The organism is Acidobacteriota bacterium, from assembly GCA_018001935.1.
GTDB lineage: Bacteria > Acidobacteriota > JAAYUB01 > JAAYUB01 > JAAYUB01 > JAGNHB01.
This window is the reverse complement of record JAGNHB010000023.1, coordinates 1-19225: the sequence shown is the minus strand read 5'-3', so window position 1 is coordinate 19225 and position 19225 is coordinate 1. Positions and strand designations below refer to the sequence as shown.

Below are 19225 nucleotides of genomic sequence, written 5' to 3'. Positions count from 1 at the left end.
CGCCCAGGATGACGGCCATGGTGATTCGACCCTTCACGACGACCGGGTCCGGCAGCACGGCCGGGGGTTTCGTCCGACGGACCCTCGTCGTCGGCCTCCTCTTCGCCCTGGCGTCCCTGGCGGCGGCCGGGCCGCCTGCCGAGCAGGGCCTCCCCTGGATCCAGAACTTCAGCCCCCGGGAGTATCGGGCGCAACCCCAGAACTGGGCCTTCGTCCAGGACCGGCGCGGGGTGGTCTACGCCGGCAACAACGACGGGGTCCTCGAATACGACGGGGTGCGCTGGCGGCTGATCCCCACGGCGAACCGGACCTGCGTCCGTTCGCTGGACCTGGACGGGGAGGGACGCATCTGGGTGGGCGCCCAGGGCGAATTCGGCTATCTCCGGCCCGACGCCGGAGGGGCCCTGGTCTTCGTCTCGCTGGCGGACCGGCTAAAACCGCAACACCGGACCTTCAACGATGTCTGGTGCACGCACGCCACGCGCGCGGGGGTTTTCTTCACCACCCGAAACCGCCTGTTTCGCTACAGCGGCGGCCGGGTTCGGTCCTGGGCCCCGACCACGTCCTTTCACCAGTCCTACCGGGTGGGGGAGCGCCTTTTCCTCCGCGAGCCGGGCCGGGGCCTGGTGGAACTGAACGGGGACGCCCTCCGTCCGCTCCCCGGCGGGGAGCGGTTCGCCGGGGAGAAGATCGGGTGCATGCTGCCGTGGCCCGCGGCTGTTCCCGGGGGCCCTGACCGGATCCTGGTGGGCACGCGGGGCCAGGGGTTGCTCCTCCTCGACGGGGGGGGCCTGGCGGAGTTCCCGACCCAGGCCGACGATTTCCTCCGGCAGAACCTGCTCTACCACGGTCTCGTGTTGCCGGACGGCTCCGTGGCCCTCGCCACCGTCCACGGGGGCGTCGTCCACCTGGATCACGAAGGGAGGCTGATCCGGGTCGTGGACAAGCGGTCCGGCCTGCAGGACGAGACGGTCTACGCCCTGTTCCTGGACGGCCAGTCAGGGCTCTGGCTGGGCCTGGAGAACGGGATTTCCCGGGTGGCGATGTCGGAGCCGCTCTCCCGGTACGACGAGCGGTCGGGGCTCAAGGGCACGGTGATGACCGTCTGCCGGCACGCGGGGGTGCTCCACGTGGGTACCAGCCGGGGGATACACCGCCTGGAGAGCGTCCTCCGCGCGGACAACGGGCTGCCCGCCCCGGCGTTTCTCCCTGTCACCGGCATCCGAAGCCAGATCTGGGCCTTCCTCCCCGTGGGGACGTCCCTGCTGGTGGCCGACAACGAGGGCGTGCACGAGATCCGCGGCAGCCAGGCCACGATGGTCCGTCCCTCCGTCGGCAACACCGGCTGCCTGTGCCCCTCCCGGGTGAACCCCTCCCGGATCTTCGTCGGGATGCAGGACGGGCTGGCTTCCATCCGTCGATCGGACGTCGACGGGGGGCCGTGGGTCGACGAGGGCCGGGTCCCGGGTATCACGGAACAGGTCCGCAGCATCGCCGAGGACGACGACGGGCGGCTGTGGCTCGGGACGCGAAATCACGGGGTCCTGCGCCTGACGTTCCCCGGCGGCGGACGCAAGGCAGCCCGGCCCGTGCCTGCAATCGAGCGTTACGGGCTTTCCCACGGCCTGCCTTCCCCCAACGAGAACCGGGTCGACCGGGCCGCGGGCGGCATCCTCTTCTGCACGCACGCGGGAATCTACCGTTTCGATACGCCCAGGGGCCGCTTCCTTCCCGACCCGCGGTTCGCCCGCCTCTTCGGCGGCGAGGCGCGCCGGGTCTCCCTCCTCCGGGAGGACGCCCGGGGCGACCTCTGGCTGCACACCATGATCGAAACCCAGGGGGCCCACGGCACGGGGGTGGCCCTCCGCCAGGCCGACGGGACCTTCCGCTTCGTGGACACACCCTTCCTCCGCCTGGCGGAGTATGCCATCGACGCGATCTGCCCGGAGCCGGACGGGGTGGTGTGGCTCGGGGGGACGGACGGTCTCCTGCGCTACGACCCCCGGGTCCCCAAGGACTATGCCCGGGACTTCGCCACCCTCGTCCGGCGGGTGAGCGTGAACGGCCGGGGCCTTTTCGGGGGGGCCGGGGCGCCGCCCGGCGAAGGGGGCGCCGAGGGGCCCCGCCTCGAGCCCGCCGACCACTCCCTGGCCTTCGAGTTCGCCGCCACCAGCTTCGATGCCCCTTCCGCCCTCCGGTACCAGGTCCGCCTGGAGGGTTACGACCCGGACTGGTCCCCCTGGGGCCCTGCGCCCTTCAAGGAGTACACCAACCTGCCCCCGGGGGACTATCGCTTCCGGGTCCGGGCGAAGAACGTCCACGGGCACGTCGGGCGGGAGGGCGACTACCCCTTCCGGATCCTTCCCCCATGGACCGAGACCTGGTGGGCCCGGGCGCTGGCCCTCGCCGGCCTGGTCGCGCTCGGGTACGGAGGGTTCCGCTGGGGCGTCGCGTCCCTCGAGCGCCGCCACCAGCGGGAACTGTCCCGACAGAAAGCGGAGACGGAAGCCCAGCGACTCCGGTCCGCGTGGTTGGAGCAGGTCAACCGGATGAAGAACGACTTCCTGACCACCACCTCCCACGAGCTGCGCACGCCGCTCACGTCCATTGTCGGGTACGCCAACCTCACCCGGAAGAAACTGCAGGAAGTGCTCCTGAACCCGGACGTCACGGACGAGTTCCGCCGACAGAAGGCGACCCGGCAGGTGATGGGCAACATGGAGGTGCTGCTGGAGGAGAGCCGGCGCCTGGAGAAGCTGATCGAGAAGATCCTGGACCTGAGCACCCTGGAGTCGGGGCTGGTCGATTGGAAGACCGAGCCGGTCGACCTGCACGGGCTGATCGTCGAGGTCATCGCGGCGCACGGGCGTGCTGCGGGGGCGAAGGGGCTCACCCTGCGGCAGGACCTCTGCGCCGACCCGGCCGCCCTGTTCGGCGACGGCAAGCGCCTCCGACAGGTCATCGACAACCTCGTGGGCAACGCCGTCAAGTTCACGCCGACCGGGGGAGCCGTGAGCATCCGGCTGGAGTGGGGTGTCCCGGACGACGAGGGCCAGCCGCCGGACGCCCGCCGGGCCGGGGCGGACCGGCTGCCGGCGGTGGGCGAGGGGCCGGGGCCGGCGGCCTCCCCGCCCGCGGCCCCCCGGTTTGCCCGCGTCTCGGTGGTCGACACCGGCCCGGGCCTTGACGACGACGAGTGGGACACCGTCTTCGACGTCTTTCACCCTGCAGGCGACACGCTGGCGCCCAAGCCCGAAGGGGCGGGCCTGGGGCTGCCCATCTGCCGCAAGATCGTCGAGCACCATGGCGGGCGGATCTGGGCCGAGCCCAACCCCGGCGGCGGCTGCGTCTTCCGCTTCACCCTTCCGACGGACAGTTCCGTTTGATTCAACGCGTCGGTGCGGCCGTTGCCGCAATCGGATCAGATCCCCCTCAGGACGGAGAACAGACCGAGGCCCAAGGCCCCCAGGATCACGAAAAGGCAACCGCAGCACCCCCCGCCCCGGCCGAGGACGGCCCGGAAGAGGGCCCGCCCGATGCCCTCGCCGAAGAAGGGCAGCGACGAGATGGCGATCTTCCCGGCGGTCTCCCGCCACTTCGCCAGTTCCTCCTGCCGGAGTTGCTTGTTCAGGATCTCCCGCTGGACGGCGATCCGCTCCCGGTGCTTCATCTCCTCCCGGGTGCGGATGACTTCCATCTCCTGCCGGTCGGGGACAAAGCGCACCCTCGAGCGGCAGTAGGCGCAGACGGTCTCCAGCTCCCCGAGCCCCAGGTCCAGTGGCGCCGCGCAGTTCGGGCAGTGCCGACTCTCTTCACCCATTCGCTCAACCTCCTTCAGACCTCGGGTCGGGGCCGACGACAGCCCCGGAAACGCCCTACCGGCCAAATCGCGGGGGCGTCCATCGTTCACGTTGCATTTTACCACCGTCGGACGGTCACTCGCAGCGATGCCGGGGTGATATCCTTGAATTTCTTTCGTTGAATATCCTGGACCGCGGGTGTATCCTGCGAGCGAGGGGAATTTCATCAAGGGTACAACGACCTGGACCGTCCGGAAGGGGCTGCACCGTGGCGCACGGGAAGCCCGGGCCCTTCGGCCCGCGAGGATGCGGGGGATGTTGCCTCTTCCGGCACCGTGATTTGACAACGGGTAAGGAAGCGGGTTTTCCCTCGGGGCTCCGCACGCCCGGACGGCCCGACCCGGGCCGCCGCCGGGTGCGCTCCCGGGGGGTTGCGCCCATATCGCCTGCTGCATTCCTATCATCCTGGGAGGTTTTATGCTGAAGCACCACGCATCCCGACGACGACAGCGGATCCTTCTCTGCCTCGTCGTCCTGGCCGGCACGGCGGCCTTCCTCGCGGGGGACACGAACCCCGGCGACACCCCCCCTCTGCCGACCTCCTCGGGTCTGGCCACGTGGGAGGACGTGGGGGCTCTCTTCCCCATCCCCAACCCGACCGACGGGAACCTCAACCTCAACTACGTCCACTACGAGTCCGACGGCTGGTGGCACCACCACGACTACCCCGGGACGCCCGCCCTGGGGGGCGCCGCCTTCAACGCCCCCGCCGCCGTCACCGCCGGGCGGATCGTGGACCAGTCGAAGGACTACTACGTGACCGCCGTCTACTCGTCGTCGGGAACGGGTAATTTCGTCGAGGTGCGGCTCAACACCGGCGCCAAGGTCCATCTCGACGCCGGCAACGGCGCCCAGGCGCCCCGCCGTTACGGGGACCTTTGCCTGGCGGCCGGCGACGTGGACCGCCAGGTGGACCCCGACGGCACCAACCACGACGAGATCATAGTCCTGTACAACTACATCCAGGACGGCGTGGAAAAACTCCGCGTCACGGTGCTGGATTACCACCTCGCGACCCTGGTGACGACGGACGTGACCGCGCTGGGCCTGGTTTTCCTGGACGGCCCCAGCGCCGCCCTCGCCGCGGGGGACGTGAACGGCGACGGGGCCAAGGAAGTCCTCGTCGGTTTCCAGGCGTTCACCAACAACACCAACTACCCCAACATGATCGCCTTCCGTTACGAGAACGGTCACCTCGTCCCCGGCGCCACCGCCGTCTGGACCGAGATGAATTCCGACAAGCCCCTCCCCGTCTGCCTCACCGCCGGCGACCTGAGCGGGGACGGCATCGACGAGGTCGCTCTGGGCGCCATCAAGTCCATCACCGCCAGCCATTTCGTCCAGTACAAGGTGGTGGTCTACGGGTTGGATGCCAACCTGACCGCCTCGATCCACGCGTCGGTGTGGCCTCAGCAGTTCATCCCCTATCCGCCCGCCTTCACCCTGACCCCGGAGCAGTGTCGCCTGTCCATCGGGATCGGCTGGTTCGGGACCCCCAACCCGGACCAACCGCTCACCAAGCGCCAACTGGTCATCGCCAACCTCGGCATCAACCCGGACCACGACGACCAGACGAACGGCGGCAAGAACATGCTCCTCTGCCTCGAAGCCATCGACTTCGACGCGACCTGGGGTTACTACAACCACCCCAACATCATCAACCCCACCGAGGGCCACTACAAGTCCCCCCTGGACGACATCAAGGTGATCCCCGGTGATTTCAAGGGGACCCTCAACCCCGCCGGCCCCGCCATGGACCTCGGCCTCGTCCTGGTGCAGAATGCCGCCGCCGAGGGGGGGCGCAAGGTCCTCTTCTCCGTCTACACCGTCTGGAACGGGGACGGTGAAACCGGGGTGGGCTCCCCCTACTTCACCGACAGCGGCTTCGCGCCGCTGCCCGCCGCCTTCCCCCTGATCAGCGTGGGGAAGATGGATTGGGACGGGTCCTCCCTGGTCATCGGCCCCCCCACCCACATCGTGCTGCAGGACTACATCACGCCCAACTTCACCATCGAGGAACCGCCCAAGCACGTGGACTACGTCCCGACGAACCCGGACGCCGACCCCTCCGAGTGGGAGTGGGACACGGTCTACCTCAGCCGGGACCCCGAGTTCAAGGTCAAGTTCACCAAGAACGGGGAGTACTCCCAGAAGCACACCGGGCAGACCAAGTCAGAGGGCGGGATGGGCCTGAACGCGGGGCTCGGGGTCGACATCACGGCCAAGTTCAACCTCTTCTTCCTCATCAAGTGCACCCTCGACATGGACATCCAGGCGAAGATCGACTTCGCCTTCAAACGGGCCATCGACACCATGAACACCCACACGGAGACCTACAGCTACGACCTGGAGTACGCCACCGACTGCGACGACATGCTCCTGTACAAGACCCGCAACTACGACATCTGGCGCTACCCCGTCTACGGTTACACGGCCCTCAACGACACCACGAACCAGGAGGCCCAGTCCTACTACGAGGTGGTCTACCCCCCGTCCAACCCCGAAACGGTCATCGTCGCCGGCCTGGGCTGCCCGGACTTCTACCAGCCCATCCACCAGAACGGCAACGTGCTCTCCTACCCGATGCCGTCCAACGACCTGTTCAAGGACTACCTGGGCGAGATCACCTACCCGGGCGCCCCCGGGCCCGTCAAGGACTTCCTGAACAAGACGGACGTGGTCATCGGGGTGGACGGCGGGTCCAAGGAGACCTCCGTCACCTGGCAGGACTCGGTGGGGAAGGATACCTCCAAGTCCTGGGAGGAGGACCTCAGCGGCGACATCGACTTCAAGCTCTCGGCGTCGGTCAAGGAAATCCTCTTCAGCAAGCAGACGGTCAACTTCAACCTGGGCCTGCAGGCGAACGGGAGTTGGTCGCAGATGGACACCGACGACAAGGAGTCGTCCCAGTCCCAGGGCCTCACCATCAGCGTCCCGTCCTTCCCGGGCATCGCGTCCAACGGCATGAGCTACAAGTTCAAGCCCTACGCCTACATCTCCAACTCCGGCAACACCAAGGTCCAGCACGCCGCCGTCATCGACGACTCGTCCGGCTCCTGGTGGAAGAAGGTCTACAACTGGGCCCCCGACCCGGGGCTCAACCTGCCGGCCCACTTCATGGCCGAGTACAACGAGTACATCGGCGAGTACGACACCTGGGTGCTCAACGACACCCTGTCGGGGAAGTGCATGCGGGGCTTCTTCGTGGAGACCACCCAGCCCAGCGACTCCACCGGCGACCCCATCACGGTGATGAAAGCCGGGATCACCGCCGGCACCGGGCTCACCCTCAGGGCCCGGGTCCACAACTTCAGTCTGATGCCGTGCCAGACCCCCTTCAACGTCAAGTTCGAGTACGTGGCCGTGAACGGGGCCGACCGAGAGGACCCGGGCGGCCGTCACCTCATCGGGTACGCCCAGGTCGATTCCATGCAGGCCCGGGGCATGCAGGAGGTCTCGGTCCAATGGGACACCACCGGGCTCGGGCCCACTCAGGTGAACGCCTCCACCAACTACCGGATCTGGGTCACCCTGGACATTCCCGACACCTTCGAGACGATCCACCCGCGGGGGTCCGTCTGTGACAACAAGGAAGGATTCTGGCCCTGGAGCGGCGGGATCGCCATCTGGCACCCCACGGCCCGGAAGGCGGCGGGCGTCTGGGACAACGAGGAACTCTTCGAACCGAAGATGGTCCTGGGGGTCCGCGAACCGGACGACACGATCCACTTCGGGTGGGGCGTCGTTCCGGAAGGCGAGTGGAGCCGGCTCGGCGTGCTGGTCAGCGCGGACGTCCCCGACCGGCGAAACCTGCAGGTGGTGTTCTACGACTGGGTCGTCCTGTCGGACAAACCCCAGAAGGCCATCGCCTGTCACCTGCTCAGCGGCGTTTCCTGGCACCCGGGGGAGCGGCGGCACCTGGCGCACGCCAACCACTACTGGCGCCCGCTGGACCACGGCCTCCACTTCATCCGCGCCGAGTTCCGGAACCCCTCCATCCCGGCGTCGGCCCTGGGGTTCCCGGCAGACGACCGCAACGCCAACCTCTTCGTCTGGGTCCCCGACCGGAGCGCCCGGAAGGACCTTGACCAGGTCGAGACCTGCGCCCTCGAGATCGAGAGCCGGCGGGACGAACTGGTGGCGCGCCTGGGCGAACCCCTGTACGAGCAGCTCCGGGAGTACATGGGGATCTTCCGGGAAGCGGCCCGGGACCGTCTCGACAAGGCCGTCCTGCGCCCTGACATCCTCGACTGACGGCCCGGACCCTCTTTCGGGCCCCTCCTTCAAAGGGACACCCGGTTTCCGCCGGGTGTCCCTTTTCCTTTTTCTTGAAGGATTTGGCGCCTTGGCGAGGACCATTCCGGACCCTCTCCCGCAACGGCGTCCGGCGCGCCAGGAAAGCGATCCGCTCCGGGTGCAGGCGGAAAACCTGTGATTCTTCCCGTCCAACCCACGATTTGTGGCACTGGCGCACCGAACCGTCCCGCAATATTCTGTATTCAGGACGTTGGGAGGTGCCCTATGCAACATGCGATCCTGATGCTGTCAACCGCGGCGCTGCTCATCGCCGTCGCCGGCAGACCGGCCGAAGGCGCCGTTTCCGCCCTGGAGCGGAAAGCCCTCACGGCCTTGTACAACAGTACCGCCGGCAACGGGTGGACGCACAAGGACGGCTGGAAGACCCCGCCGCTTCACACCGACGGCTTTGCCCTGCCCGGAACCGAAGGGTCGTGGTACGGGGTGACGGTGACGCTGGACCGGGTCACGAAAATCGATCTCTACCACAATCATCTCGTCGGCCCGATTCCGCGTGAAATCGGCAATCTCGTTTATATGAAGGAACTTCAACTAAATGTAAACCAGCTCTCCGGGGCCCTCCCGCCCGAGATCGGCAACCTGGTTCAGTTGACAGATTTGAGTATTGCGGGGAACCAGATTTCGGGGCCCCTCCCCGAAACGATCTGGAACCTCTTTAACCTCAAACAGTTGTCCGCCCAGAACAACCAGCTCACCGGCGGTCTTTCTTCGGCGGCAGGGAACCTGGCGTCCCTGCAGAGTATCGAACTCTGCAACAACCAGCTGTCCGGCAGCATCCCCGCGGAGCTCGGCAACCTCGTGGGCCTGGAAAGAATTGATTTGAGCTGGAACCAGTTCAGCGGTTCGATCCCCGCCACGCTCTTCGGCATTCCGGCCCTGAAATACCTTTATCTCCAAAGGAATGAGCTGACCGGCGGCATCCCCCTCCAGGCCTGGAACCGGCCTTCCCTGAGGACCCTCAATCTGCAATACAACCAGTTGGCGGGGACCCTGCCGGCCGAGGTGGGAAACGCCGTCGGGCTGGCGGTTTTGGATCTCGCCGGAAACCAGTTTTCCGGCAGTCTCCCGACCGAGCTCGGCGGCATCACCCAAATGACTTTGCTTTCTCTGAGCGACAACCTCTTCTCCGGCACGATCCCCCCGTCCCTCGGCCTCCTGACTGCCTTGTGGACGCTCGACCTGTCCGGCAACCAGCTCACCGGCAGCATCCCCTCCAGCTTGGGGAACCTGGCCGGCCTGAATCACCTGGTGCTCTCCGACAACCGGCTGTCCGGCGCTATCCCCGCCTCCCTAGGCAATATCCCGCTCCTGCTGACCCTCGATCTGGGCGGCAACCAACTGGAAGGGCAGGTGCCCGCGAGCCTGGGAAACCTGGGACACCTGTCGACCCTGAACCTCCGGAACAACGCGCTCGCCGGCCCCCTCCCGGCCGGTCTCACCGCCCTGACCCGGCTGCTCTCGTGCTGGATCGGCTACAACATGCTTTACACCTCCGACCCGGCCCTGCGCGACTTCCTGGCGGTGGAAGCCCCGGGCTGGGAAGCGACCCAGACCGTGCCCCCGACCGAGCTGGCCACGGAACCCCTCTCCCCCGTGTCCGCCCGGGTGTCGTGGACGCCGATCCTCTACACCGGCGACGCGGGTTCCTACCGCGTCTACGGAAGGACCAACCCCGGCGGCGCCCTGACCCTGCTCGGGTCGACCGCCGACAAGGCCGTCGACCACCTCGACCTCGCCGGGTTGACGCCCTCCACCACCTACTACCTGCGCGTCCAGACCCGCACCGAGGCCCACGGCGAGCAGCAGAACGTCCTGATGAGCCCCCAGAGCACCGAGGTGACGGTCCGCACCCCGGACTGCTTCGCCCCGGGGATCACCCAGCCGCCGCAGTCCCCGTTCATCCTGGCCGGCCAGGGCGTCACCCTTTCCGTCGGCACGTCGGGGACGGCGCCCCGCGCGTACCAATGGTACCGGGGCGGCACCGGCGACACGACCCACCCGGTCGGGGCGGATTCGAGCACCTACGCCACCGGCCCCCTGGCGGAAACAGCCCTGTTCTGGGTTCGGGTGACCAACGTCTGCGGTCAGGCGGATTCGGCAACGGCCACCGTCACCGTGTACGACGCGACCTTCGACGTCAACGACGACGGGTTCCTGGACGGCCTGGACGCGCAGGCCTTGGCCCAGCGCCTGGCGGGGAACCTCCAGTTCCTTCCCTGCGGTTCCAACTGCCCGGACCTCAACCACGACGGAGCGGTCGACATCCTGGACCTGCACCTGCTGGAGCGGGCCATCGAAAGTCTGTGAAGCTCCTTGCCCGGGGCGCTTCCCCGGACCTTGCGCCGGGCCCGGGCGCCGCGGGGCGAACTGCCGCGCCCGTCTGTCGGCCCCGCGTCGCGGGCGGGGTTCAGAAGGGGGTGGGGAAGTCGTAGTACCGGCACTCGAGGCCCAGGTCGGCGCGGACGCGCTCCATCACCGCGAGGACGCCGAAGGTCTCGGTGCGGTAGTGCCCGCCGAAGCAGAGGTTGACGCCGGCGGCCCGGGCCGGGTGGTAGGCCCCGTGGGACGTCTCCCCCGTCAGGAAGAAGTCGGCGCCGGCCTCGGCGGCCTCGGGGGCCATCTTCGCCCCCCCGCCGCTCACGATGGCGACCCGGTGGGCCCGGTCGGGGCCGAAGGGCAGGAGTTGCGCCTCGGGGGACACTCGCTCGCGAACCCGCTCCAGGAAGGCCTCCCGGGCCACCGGTTCCGCCAGACAACCGAGGACACCCACCCACTTGCCCCGATAAGGCCCGAAGGGCACCGTGTCTCCCAGTTCCAGCCGTCGGGCCATGCAGGCCCCGTGACCGAGTTCGGGGTGCACGTCCAGGGGGAGGTGGGCCACGTAGAGCGACAGGTCGTGGCGGAAGAGGGGTTGTAAAAAGGCCCGGGCCACGCCGCGGACGTAGCGGAGCGAGCCCCAGATCGCCCCGTGGTGGACGAAGAGGAGGTCGGCCCCGTCGGCCGCGGCGATCTCGGCGAACTCGGGGGAATAGTCCACGGCGAAGGCGACGCGGCGAACGCCGGCGCGCCCTTCCACCTGCAGGCCGTTGGGGGACTCGTCCTCGATGGAGTGAGTGTCCAGGAGTTCGTCGAGGCAGCGGACCAGGGCTTTCAGTTCCATGGGGACACCTCACTCGAAAAGGCGTTTCTGGACGTAGGGCGCGGGAGCGAGGGCCGGCTTGGATCGGCCCGCCAAATCGATCTCCTTGCGCTCCAGTTTACGGAGGATCTCCGTGGCCCGCTGGGTCACCTCCCGGGGCATCCCCGCCAGCCGGGCCACCTCGATGCCGTAGCTGCGGGCGCCGCGACCCGCCACGACCTTGCGGAGAAAAACGATCTCGTCGACACCCTCCCGCACCGTTACGCAGTAATTCTTCACGTTGGGGTAGAGGTCGTCGAGGCGGGTCAACTCGTGGTAGTGGGTGGCGAAGAGGGTCCGGGCGTTGCGGCCTTCGGTGACGAGAAGGAACTCCGCCACGCTCCAGGCGATGGAGAGGCCGTCGAACGTGGCCGTCCCGCGCCCGACCTCGTCCAGCAGCACCAGGCTGCGGGGCGTGCAGGTGTTGAGGATGTTGGCCGTTTCGATCATCTCCACCATGAAGGTGGACCGCCCCTGGGCCAGATTGTCGGAGGCCCCGACCCGGGTGAAGACCTGGTCGACGATCCCCACCCGGGCGGCGTCCGCGGGGACGAAGGACCCCATCTGCGCCAGGATGACGATGAGGGCCGCCTGACGCAGGTAAGTGCTCTTCCCGCCCATGTTGGGGCCGGTGAGGACGACGAGCTGGTTTTCCTCCCCGTCCAGAAGGCAGTCGTTGGGGATGAAGCTCTCTTCGGTCCGTTCCACCACGGGGTGTCGTCCGTTGCGCACCTCGAGAACCAGCGACGCGTCCACATCGGGGCGGGCGTACCGGTTGCGCACGGCCGCTTCCGCCAGTGCCGCCAGGACGTCCACCGCGGCGGCGACCCGCGCCGAGGCCAGCACCCGGCGGGACTGCTCGGCGACCGACCGCCGGGCTTCCTGGAAGATCTCCCGCTCCAGGGTCACCATACGTTCCTCGGCGTGGAGCACTTTCTCCTCGAGTTCCTTCAACTCGGGGGTGACGTAACGCTCGGCGTTCACCAGGGTCTGCTTGCGGATGTAGTCCTCGGGAACCAGGTGGGCGTTGGCCCGGGTGACCTCCAAAAAATACCCGAACACCCGGTTGTACCCGATCTTGAGGGAGCTGATGCCCGTCCGTTCCCGCTCTCTCGCCTCGATCCCGGCGATCAGGGACTTCCCGCCGTGGGCCAGGGCCCGCAGTTCGTCCAGATCGGCGCGGTATCCGTCGCGGATGAGCCCGCCCTCGTTGATGGTCGCGGGCGGGTCCTCGTGGAGGGTCCGCTCCAGCAGTTCCCACAAGTCCTCCGCCGGGTCGAAGCGGAGGGACAGCTCCCGGAACAGGGGGGCGTCCAGGCCCCCCAGCAGGGCGTTCAACTCGGGGAACCGCCCCAGGGAAACCTTTAGCGCCAGGAGCTCCCGCGGCCGCACGGTGCCGAGGGTCACCTTGCCCATCAGCCTTTCCACGTCGAGGATCCCGGAGAGGCAGCGCCGAAGGGTGTCCCGGGCCCGGAAGGAGCCGAACAACTCCCCCACCGCCCCGTGGCGGCGGTGGATCTCCTCGAGGTCCAGCAGGGGCCGCAGGATCCAGGACTTGAGGAGCCGCCCCCCCATCCCCGTGACCGTGTGGTCCAGGACCGAGAGGAGGGTGTGCTTGCGTCCCCCGCCGCCCGCGGTGATCAGCTCGAGGTTTGCGATGCTCTCGGCGTCCAGCCGGAGAAAGTCGGTGGACTCGAAGTAACGGATGCCGTCCAGGTTCTCCAGGTTGAGCAGGTTGCCGTCCCGGGCGTAGTGGACCACTGCGCCGGCCGCCGCCTCCGCGAGGTCCCGGCCTTCGAGCCCGAAGCCCGCCAGGCTGGAGGTCTTCAGCACCTCCAGAAGTCTCGCGCGGGCGGTGTCGGGCCGGAAAGCCTCCTCCTCCAGTTCGGTGCGGACCGTGTCCTCCAACAGGACCTTCATGGTCCGGTCGGCGAAGAGGGGCGCGTTGGAGGGGGGGTAGAGGATCTCCGCCGGCTGGAAGTGGTTGACTTCCGCGGCCAGGCGGGCACCGGGTTCCTCGCCCCGGTACTGGGTCACGAAGAAATCCCCCGTGCTCACGTCCAGGAAGGCGGCCCCGAATCCGTCGCCCCGCTGGACCACCCCGGCGAGGAAGTTGTTGGTCCGGGGGTCCAGCATCGCGTCCTCGGTGACGGTCCCGGGCGTCACCACGCGGGAGACCTCGCGCCGGACCAGATGCCCCGGCCGGGGGTCCTCCGTCTGCTCGCACACGACCACCTTGTAGCCCTTTCGGACCAGTTTGGTCAGGTAACCCTCGAGGGCATGGTGGGGGACGCCGCACATGGGGATGGGCTCGCCGCCCCGGTCCCGGTTTCGCGAGGTGAGGGTGATTTCCATCTCGCGGGACGCGGTCACGGCATCGTCGAAGAACATCTCGTAGAAATCCCCCAGGCGGAAGAAGACCAGCTTGCCCGGGAAGCGGCGTTTCACTTCCTGGTACTGCCGCATCATGGGGGTGGCGTGATCGTTCATGTCGACTCCCCGGCGGGACCGCGCTAGCGGGTTTCCCCCTCGAGGGGCTTGACCTGGGTTTCGGGGTTGTAGTCGGCCCGGAATTCCGGGGAGACGTTGATGTAGGCGTCCTCCCGGAGTTCCTTGACGTAAGTCTCGATGACCGGCCCCACCTTCACCCGGAAAATGTCGTCCTCGATCTGGTCCTTGACCTCGTCGAAAGGCTTGAGCTGGGAGGGGGTCAGGGCGGTGACGCGAACCACGACCATCCCGTAGTCCGTCTCCAGGGGGCCGGCGGTCTGACCGGGACCGAGCCCGGTGATCGCCTTGCCGATGGTGGCGGAGAGGGCATTGGTGGCAAAAGAACCGATCTTGCCGCCTTGCGCGGCGGTCGGACCTTCGGACAGCGCCTTGGCGACCTCCTCGAAAGCCTCGCCACCCTTCAGGCGGGTCTCGACCTCGGCCGCCTTCGCCTTGAGTTGATCCCGGGTCTTGTCCTTGGAGTAGATCACGATCTCCTGGAGTTCGACCTTTGCGGGAAGGGCGAATTCGTTCGCGTGCTCCTTGTAGTATTTCTCGAGTTCATCCTTCATGACCTTCACCCGCTGGCGCACGATGGCGCCCCGCATCCGGTTCAGAAGGATCTGTTTCTTAAGGCCCTCGAAGTACTGGCTGTAGGTGATGCCCTGCTTGCTCATCTCCTGCTTGAGCGCCTCCAGGTTGGGGATCCGCTCGCGCTTCATCATGTCCTCGACGAACTGCCGGGCCTCCAGGTCGAGGTCCGTGCTGAACCCGTATTCCTTCGCCTTCTCGAGGAGGAGGATCTCGTTGATCATGTTGGGCAGGATCTGGCCGAGGGCCTCGGCGTAACGCCGCGTCAGCTCCTGCCCGGTGAACTGGGACCGCATCATCTGGTAAACCATGTTCTTCTCGCGGGTGTACTCGGAGAGGGTGATGATCTCTCCGTTGACCTGGGCGACGATCTGTTCGAGCACTTCCGCACGGGCGGATATGGCGGCGCCGGCCACGAGGGCGGCGAGGAGGGCCAGGCGGACGATCTTCTCAGTGGGCATCGAATTCCTCCACGGTGATTTTCGGTGAGAGCAGGTTCCGGTCCGGGCGGAAATCCAGGGATCTCGTGAAAAGGACCGGACGATATTTCTCGAAAAGTGCGTTCCGAAGCTCGTCGGCCAGTTGTCGTTCCTTTTCCTGCCGCAGCGTCGACCGGATCCGTTCCCGGACTTCCGGGTACCGGGCGGCGTGTGCATGGACGACCTCCTCGAGGTAGAAGATGTGATGGCCGTACTGAGTGTTGACCACCCCCGACAAGGCGCCCGGACGCAAGGTGCGGATGACTCGCTCGAACTCGGAAGGCAGGTCTCCCGGGTGGAAGGTTCCCATGTCCCCGCCGGCTTCCCGGGACGGGGAGAGGGAAAACTGCCTCGCGTAGTGCGCGAAGCGGCCTTTCCCCCCCTCGACCAACTCCTGGAACAGCTGCCGGGCCAGCGCGGGGTCGTCCACCAGGATCTCCCGGACGTGCCACCCGACGGGCAGATCGAAATCCCCCCGCCGCGCGTTGTAATACGCCTGCATCTCCTCCTCGGTGACTTCCGGCACCCGGATGTCCCGGGACCGCTGCAGAGCGAGCAGGAGCAGTTCGTCCTCCGGCAGGCCGTCCGCCTCCTCGCCTTTCAGCCCCAGTCCCCGGGCCAGGTTCGCCCGGTCCGCATCGGTGATCCGGACCCCTTCGGTGCTCGCTGCAACCCGGCACAAACGGCTCAGGACAAAGTGGTTCAGAAGCTCCGTACGTTCCGCGGGGCCGGCCAGGCCCGTGATCCCGAGGCGCCGTTCCACATTGCTCCGGAAACTCAGGAAATCGGCAAGGGTGGAGATGTTGTCACCCACCCGCAAGACCACGGGGGACGTCGCCGCGCCGCCCTTGCCCCGCCGCTCGGGCCCGCTTCCCGGGCCGGTTCCGCAGGCGCTCGACAGTGCAACCATCGACAGGACGAAGCAGGCGTGTTTCAACGGTCTCAACCCTGGCTGCATGACTTCGCCTCGATCACGGCGGTTCTCCCGAAGGGGCCGGGAGAAGCGTTCGTCCGACGCCCTTCGTCCCAAGGGCCCGGCTTTGAAAACCGGCTTGCGAGCATATCATGATCGCGTCGGTCGGGCAAATCTTTTCACATTTGTTTTTCCGACTTGACGCTTTCCCCATTTCAAGTAAAATGGCGTTTCGAACCGGCTGTGCCATGACGATTGAACGCTTCGGACAGGCATGAAAAAAGAGAGACTGTTCACGATCATCATTGTTCCGCGCGACTCCCGCCGAATGCGGCAGTTCCGGGTGTCTCCCCGCATCCTGTACCTTTTTGCGTCCGTGGCCCTGGCTTTCGTTGTCGTTGGCCTCTTCGCCACTTTCCGCTATTTCACGGCCATTTCCCGGCTCGACGGCTACGAGCGCACGGTGGAGACCCTCGGGAAACTGCGGGAGGAGAACGTCCGCTTCCGTGCGGAGACGGAGGGCCTGACGGAGAAACTCGCCTACATGGAAACCATGACCCGAACCATCAGCCACCTGGCGGGAATCGACATGGGGAACCCGGTTTCCACCAGCGGCGGCATGGGCGGAATCGGCGGAAGGGCGCTGCAGGGGCTCGGGCTCAACGGCCCCGAGCGGCTCCCCGATCTGAGGCGGCGGATGAAGGAACTCGAGAGTTCCCTCGTTCGCATGAAGAACGAGACTCTGGAGCGGAGCCTGTTCCTCTCCTCCATCCCCAGCGAGTGGCCGGTCCGGGGTTACATCAGTTCCTGGTTCGGCGGCCGGCCGGACCCCTTCTCCGGCGCCCCTGATTTCCATGCCGGGCTCGACATCGCGGCCCCTTCCGGGGCCCGGGTCGTCGCGGCCGCCGACGGAACGGTCCTCTTTGCCGGCGCCCAGTCGGGCTATGGCTACACCGTGATCCTGTGGCACCGTTACGGGATCACCAGCCGGTACGCGCACCTCTCCGCCATCGAGGCCCGGACCGGGCAGAGCCTGAAGAAAGGCGACAGCGTGGGCTACGTGGGGAGTACCGGCCGCTCCACCGGGCCCCACCTTCACTACGAGGTCCACCTGAACGGCAAGCCTGTCAACCCGATCCTCTTCCTCAACCGGGGGAACCCATCCTGAACACGAGCCCGGACACGGTATCATCGACCCGTTTCCTTGACGGGAAGATCCGCGTTCGCCAGCCCGGCCGCGGTTATCGCTTCGCCCTCGACGCTCCCCTCCTGGCGGACTTCGTCCAGTGCCGGCCGGAGGACGACCTCCTGGAGATCGGGACCGGGTGCGGGATCATCCCGCTGATCCTGTTCCATCGGAAACCGTTCCGCCACCTGTGGGCCGTCGAGATCCAGGCGGAGTTGGCCGCGCTGGCTGCGGAAAACGTCGTCGAAAACGGCGCGGCGGGCCGGGTCACGGTGATTCAAGGCGACGTGCGGGACCTTGCGTCGCCTCCGCTCCCCGCGCAAGTGAATATCGTCTTCTCGAACCCTCCGTTCAGGGCCGTGGGGAGCGGCCGGCTGAACCCCGACCCGCAGCGGGCCGCGGCACGGCACGAGCTCACCCTCGACCTGGGCGCCCTTTTTGACGCCGCCCGGCGGTTTCTCGCGGATTCGGGACGGCTTTTCCTGGTCCACCTCGCAGAGCGTGAGAAGGAGGTTCGCAAGATAGCAACCTCCCGTGGTTTTGCCTTGGAAACCTTCCGACGGGTCTTCCCCTTCCCGGAATCTGCCCGGGCGAAACAGGTTCTCATGGCCTTCACACCCGGTCCCGTGGGTGAAGCCGTAGAGCTCCCCTCCCTCGTGGTCCACGCCGGAAGGGGGGTGTATTCCGCAGCGTTCGGTCGGATCATCGGAATAACGGCTGATACCGGGGAAGGAGAACAGGACACTCAATAGAAGCAGGATTGGCAGGATTAGGACACTCGTTCCTTGTGAATGGTGAGTGTCCTCTTTCCTGTGCTTGATCATGAATTCAGAGGAAAGGAGTTCGACATGGCAAGGACAATGACGGGAATCTGTCTTGTGGTACTCGGGATGCTGATGTGCTTTGAAGGGTGCGGTGGGGGCAATAAGGTCTCAGAGTCCGGCGGAGCCGTGACAGCCACCGACGGCCCGAGGGGTACAGGGCCTGAAAGCCTGGCATTGGTGGATCCTGCCGTGCTGGTCACGAAGGCGGACGCCGAAGCCGCCCTGGGCGCGTCGGTCAAGGATCCCGAGGTCGTCACCAACCCCATGGGCCAGAAGATCCTGACCTACACCGCCGTGACCGAGGGGCGCCAGGCCGGTCAGGTCCAGGTCTCCGTGAACCAGACCGTCGCCATGCCGGAGAAGATGCGCCGCAATGGCCAATCGGCTCCAAAGCTGTTCGACGACTCGGCCAGCCTTCTGGGCGAGGTCAAACCGGTGCCGAATCTTGGAGAAAAGGCCTTTTGGGGAGGCACGGGTCTCCGGGCCGGTGCGGGGCTTCATGTGCTCAAGGGCGAGGTCTATTTCACCGTTGGTGTGAGCCTGGGAAGTGAGGAGGCCGATTTTACGGCATCCGAAAAACTGGCCCGCCAGGCGCTCGAACGGCTTAAATGAAAAGACCATCCGGAACGGACTCTTCGCGGAAAAGGGGATAATTGCCCCTGCCCGCTCCAGGGCCCATTCACGGATCTCTCCTATGCCCGGGCGGGGAGGAAGAGCCGGCGGCAGGCGGCGACGCCCTGGAACCACTTGAGGCCGGCGGCGCGGGCCAGCTCCGCGAGGCGGCCGGCGCAGCCCACCACCCGGCGGAAGCGGCGCTCGTAGCCCTGAACCGACGCCAGCCACTCCGACGCGTCCAGCGACAGCCGCTCCAGGATCGGCGCCAGCTCCGCCGGGATCGCCCCCGCCTTGTCCGGGCGCACCACGCGGCCCACCGCGTCCAGCACCCGGTAGTACTCCGCCGCCGTCAGCGTGGCGAAGACCCCCTTGCGGTCGCCCGTGCCGTTCAGCGGTGCCAGCCACGACGCCCGCGCCTGCGCCCGCGCCGCCTCAGCCACGGCCGCCGCCAGCACCTCCGGGGGGATCCCCGCCGCTTCCGCCGCCGCCTGAACCTCCGGCGGGATCCCTTCCGCTTCCGCCGTTGCCAGCACCGCCGGCGGGATCCCTGCCGTCCCCGGGGCTTGTGTCGGTTCCACCGGCATCTGCGGCGGGATCCCGGCTACTGCCGGGGTTCCCGGCGTTTCCGCCGCCGGCATCCCCGACTGGACCCCTGACGGTTCCACGGTCGCCGTCAGCAACCCAGAGGAACTCCTTGCCGTTTCCGCCGTCGCCGCCAGTTCTCCCGGCGAGATTTCCGCCACTTCCGCGGTTGCCGCCGGCACCTCCGCCG

General features: G+C 67.2%; 12 protein-coding genes. 5 read left to right on the top strand and 7 right to left on the bottom strand.

All coding sequences use genetic code 11. The features are described 5' to 3' along the window. The first annotated feature begins 17 nt into the window (after positions 1-17). On the top strand, positions 18-3386 hold the full coding sequence (locus KA419_10540) for a hypothetical protein (protein MBP7866377.1): 3369 nt from the start codon (positions 18-20) through the stop codon (positions 3384-3386). A gap of 35 nt (positions 3387-3421) precedes the next feature. Here the strand turns inward: KA419_10540 and KA419_10535 are convergent, their stop codons facing one another. Continuing rightward, positions 3422-3820 carry a hypothetical protein gene (locus tag KA419_10535; GenBank protein MBP7866376.1) on the bottom strand — a complete coding sequence of 133 codons (399 nt, stop codon included), beginning with the start codon at positions 3818-3820 and terminating at the stop codon, positions 3422-3424. Positions 3821-4277: 457 nt separating this feature from the next. On the opposite strand from KA419_10535, the gene KA419_10530 reads away from it, so the two are divergent. Together KA419_10530 and KA419_10525 are read left to right on the top strand one after the other, a co-directional pair. Continuing rightward, the gene (locus KA419_10530) at positions 4278-8114 is read left to right on the top strand and encodes a hypothetical protein (protein ID MBP7866375.1); all 3837 of its coding nucleotides are present in this window, start codon (positions 4278-4280) and stop codon (positions 8112-8114) included. A 267-nt stretch (positions 8115-8381) separates the two neighbouring features. Next, the gene (locus KA419_10525; GenBank protein MBP7866374.1) at positions 8382-10484 is read left to right on the top strand and encodes a hypothetical protein; all 2103 of its coding nucleotides are present in this window, start codon (positions 8382-8384) and stop codon (positions 10482-10484) included. A gap of 100 nt (positions 10485-10584) precedes the next feature. On the opposite strand, the gene KA419_10520 is transcribed toward KA419_10525, so the two are convergent. The 4 genes from KA419_10520 to KA419_10505 are packed head-to-tail and all read right to left on the bottom strand — an operon-like array spanning position 10585 to position 15873. After that, on the bottom strand, positions 10585-11337 hold the full coding sequence (locus KA419_10520; protein MBP7866373.1) for a Nif3-like dinuclear metal center hexameric protein: 753 nt from the start codon (positions 11335-11337) through the stop codon (positions 10585-10587). 9 nt (positions 11338-11346) lie between these two features. Then, positions 11347-13845 carry a DNA mismatch repair protein MutS gene (gene mutS, locus KA419_10515; GenBank protein MBP7866372.1) on the bottom strand — a complete coding sequence of 833 codons (2499 nt, stop codon included), beginning with the start codon at positions 13843-13845 and terminating at the stop codon, positions 11347-11349. Between the two features lie 23 nt (positions 13846-13868). Next, complete coding sequence (locus KA419_10510; GenBank protein MBP7866371.1) at positions 13869-14897, bottom strand: peptidyl-prolyl cis-trans isomerase; 1029 nt, start codon at positions 14895-14897, stop codon at positions 13869-13871. Next, positions 14887-15873, bottom strand: coding sequence for a peptidylprolyl isomerase (locus KA419_10505; protein ID MBP7866370.1), 987 nt, complete (start codon positions 15871-15873; stop codon positions 14887-14889). Before KA419_10505 ends, KA419_10510 begins: the two co-directional genes overlap by 11 nt. A gap of 229 nt (positions 15874-16102) precedes the next feature. Between KA419_10505 and KA419_10500 the strand changes: the two genes are divergently transcribed. Next, positions 16103-16996 carry a M23 family metallopeptidase gene (locus KA419_10500; protein MBP7866369.1) on the top strand — a complete coding sequence of 298 codons (894 nt, stop codon included), beginning with the start codon at positions 16103-16105 and terminating at the stop codon, positions 16994-16996. A 20-nt stretch (positions 16997-17016) separates the two neighbouring features. Here KA419_10500 and KA419_10495 read toward each other — a convergent pair whose 3' ends face one another. Further along, entirely contained in the window at positions 17017-17838 is an 822-nt protein-coding gene (locus tag KA419_10495; protein MBP7866368.1) for a hypothetical protein, read from the bottom strand. Between the two features lie 24 nt (positions 17839-17862). Here KA419_10495 and KA419_10490 point away from each other — a divergent pair, with 24 nt between their 5' ends. Then, the gene (locus KA419_10490) at positions 17863-18450 is read left to right on the top strand and encodes a hypothetical protein (GenBank protein ID MBP7866367.1); all 588 of its coding nucleotides are present in this window, start codon (positions 17863-17865) and stop codon (positions 18448-18450) included. Positions 18451-18530: 80 nt separating this feature from the next. Here KA419_10490 and KA419_10485 read toward each other — a convergent pair. Further along, positions 18531-19225, bottom strand: a 695-nt coding sequence (locus KA419_10485) for a hypothetical protein (protein ID MBP7866366.1), incomplete at its 5' end; no start/stop codon positions are given.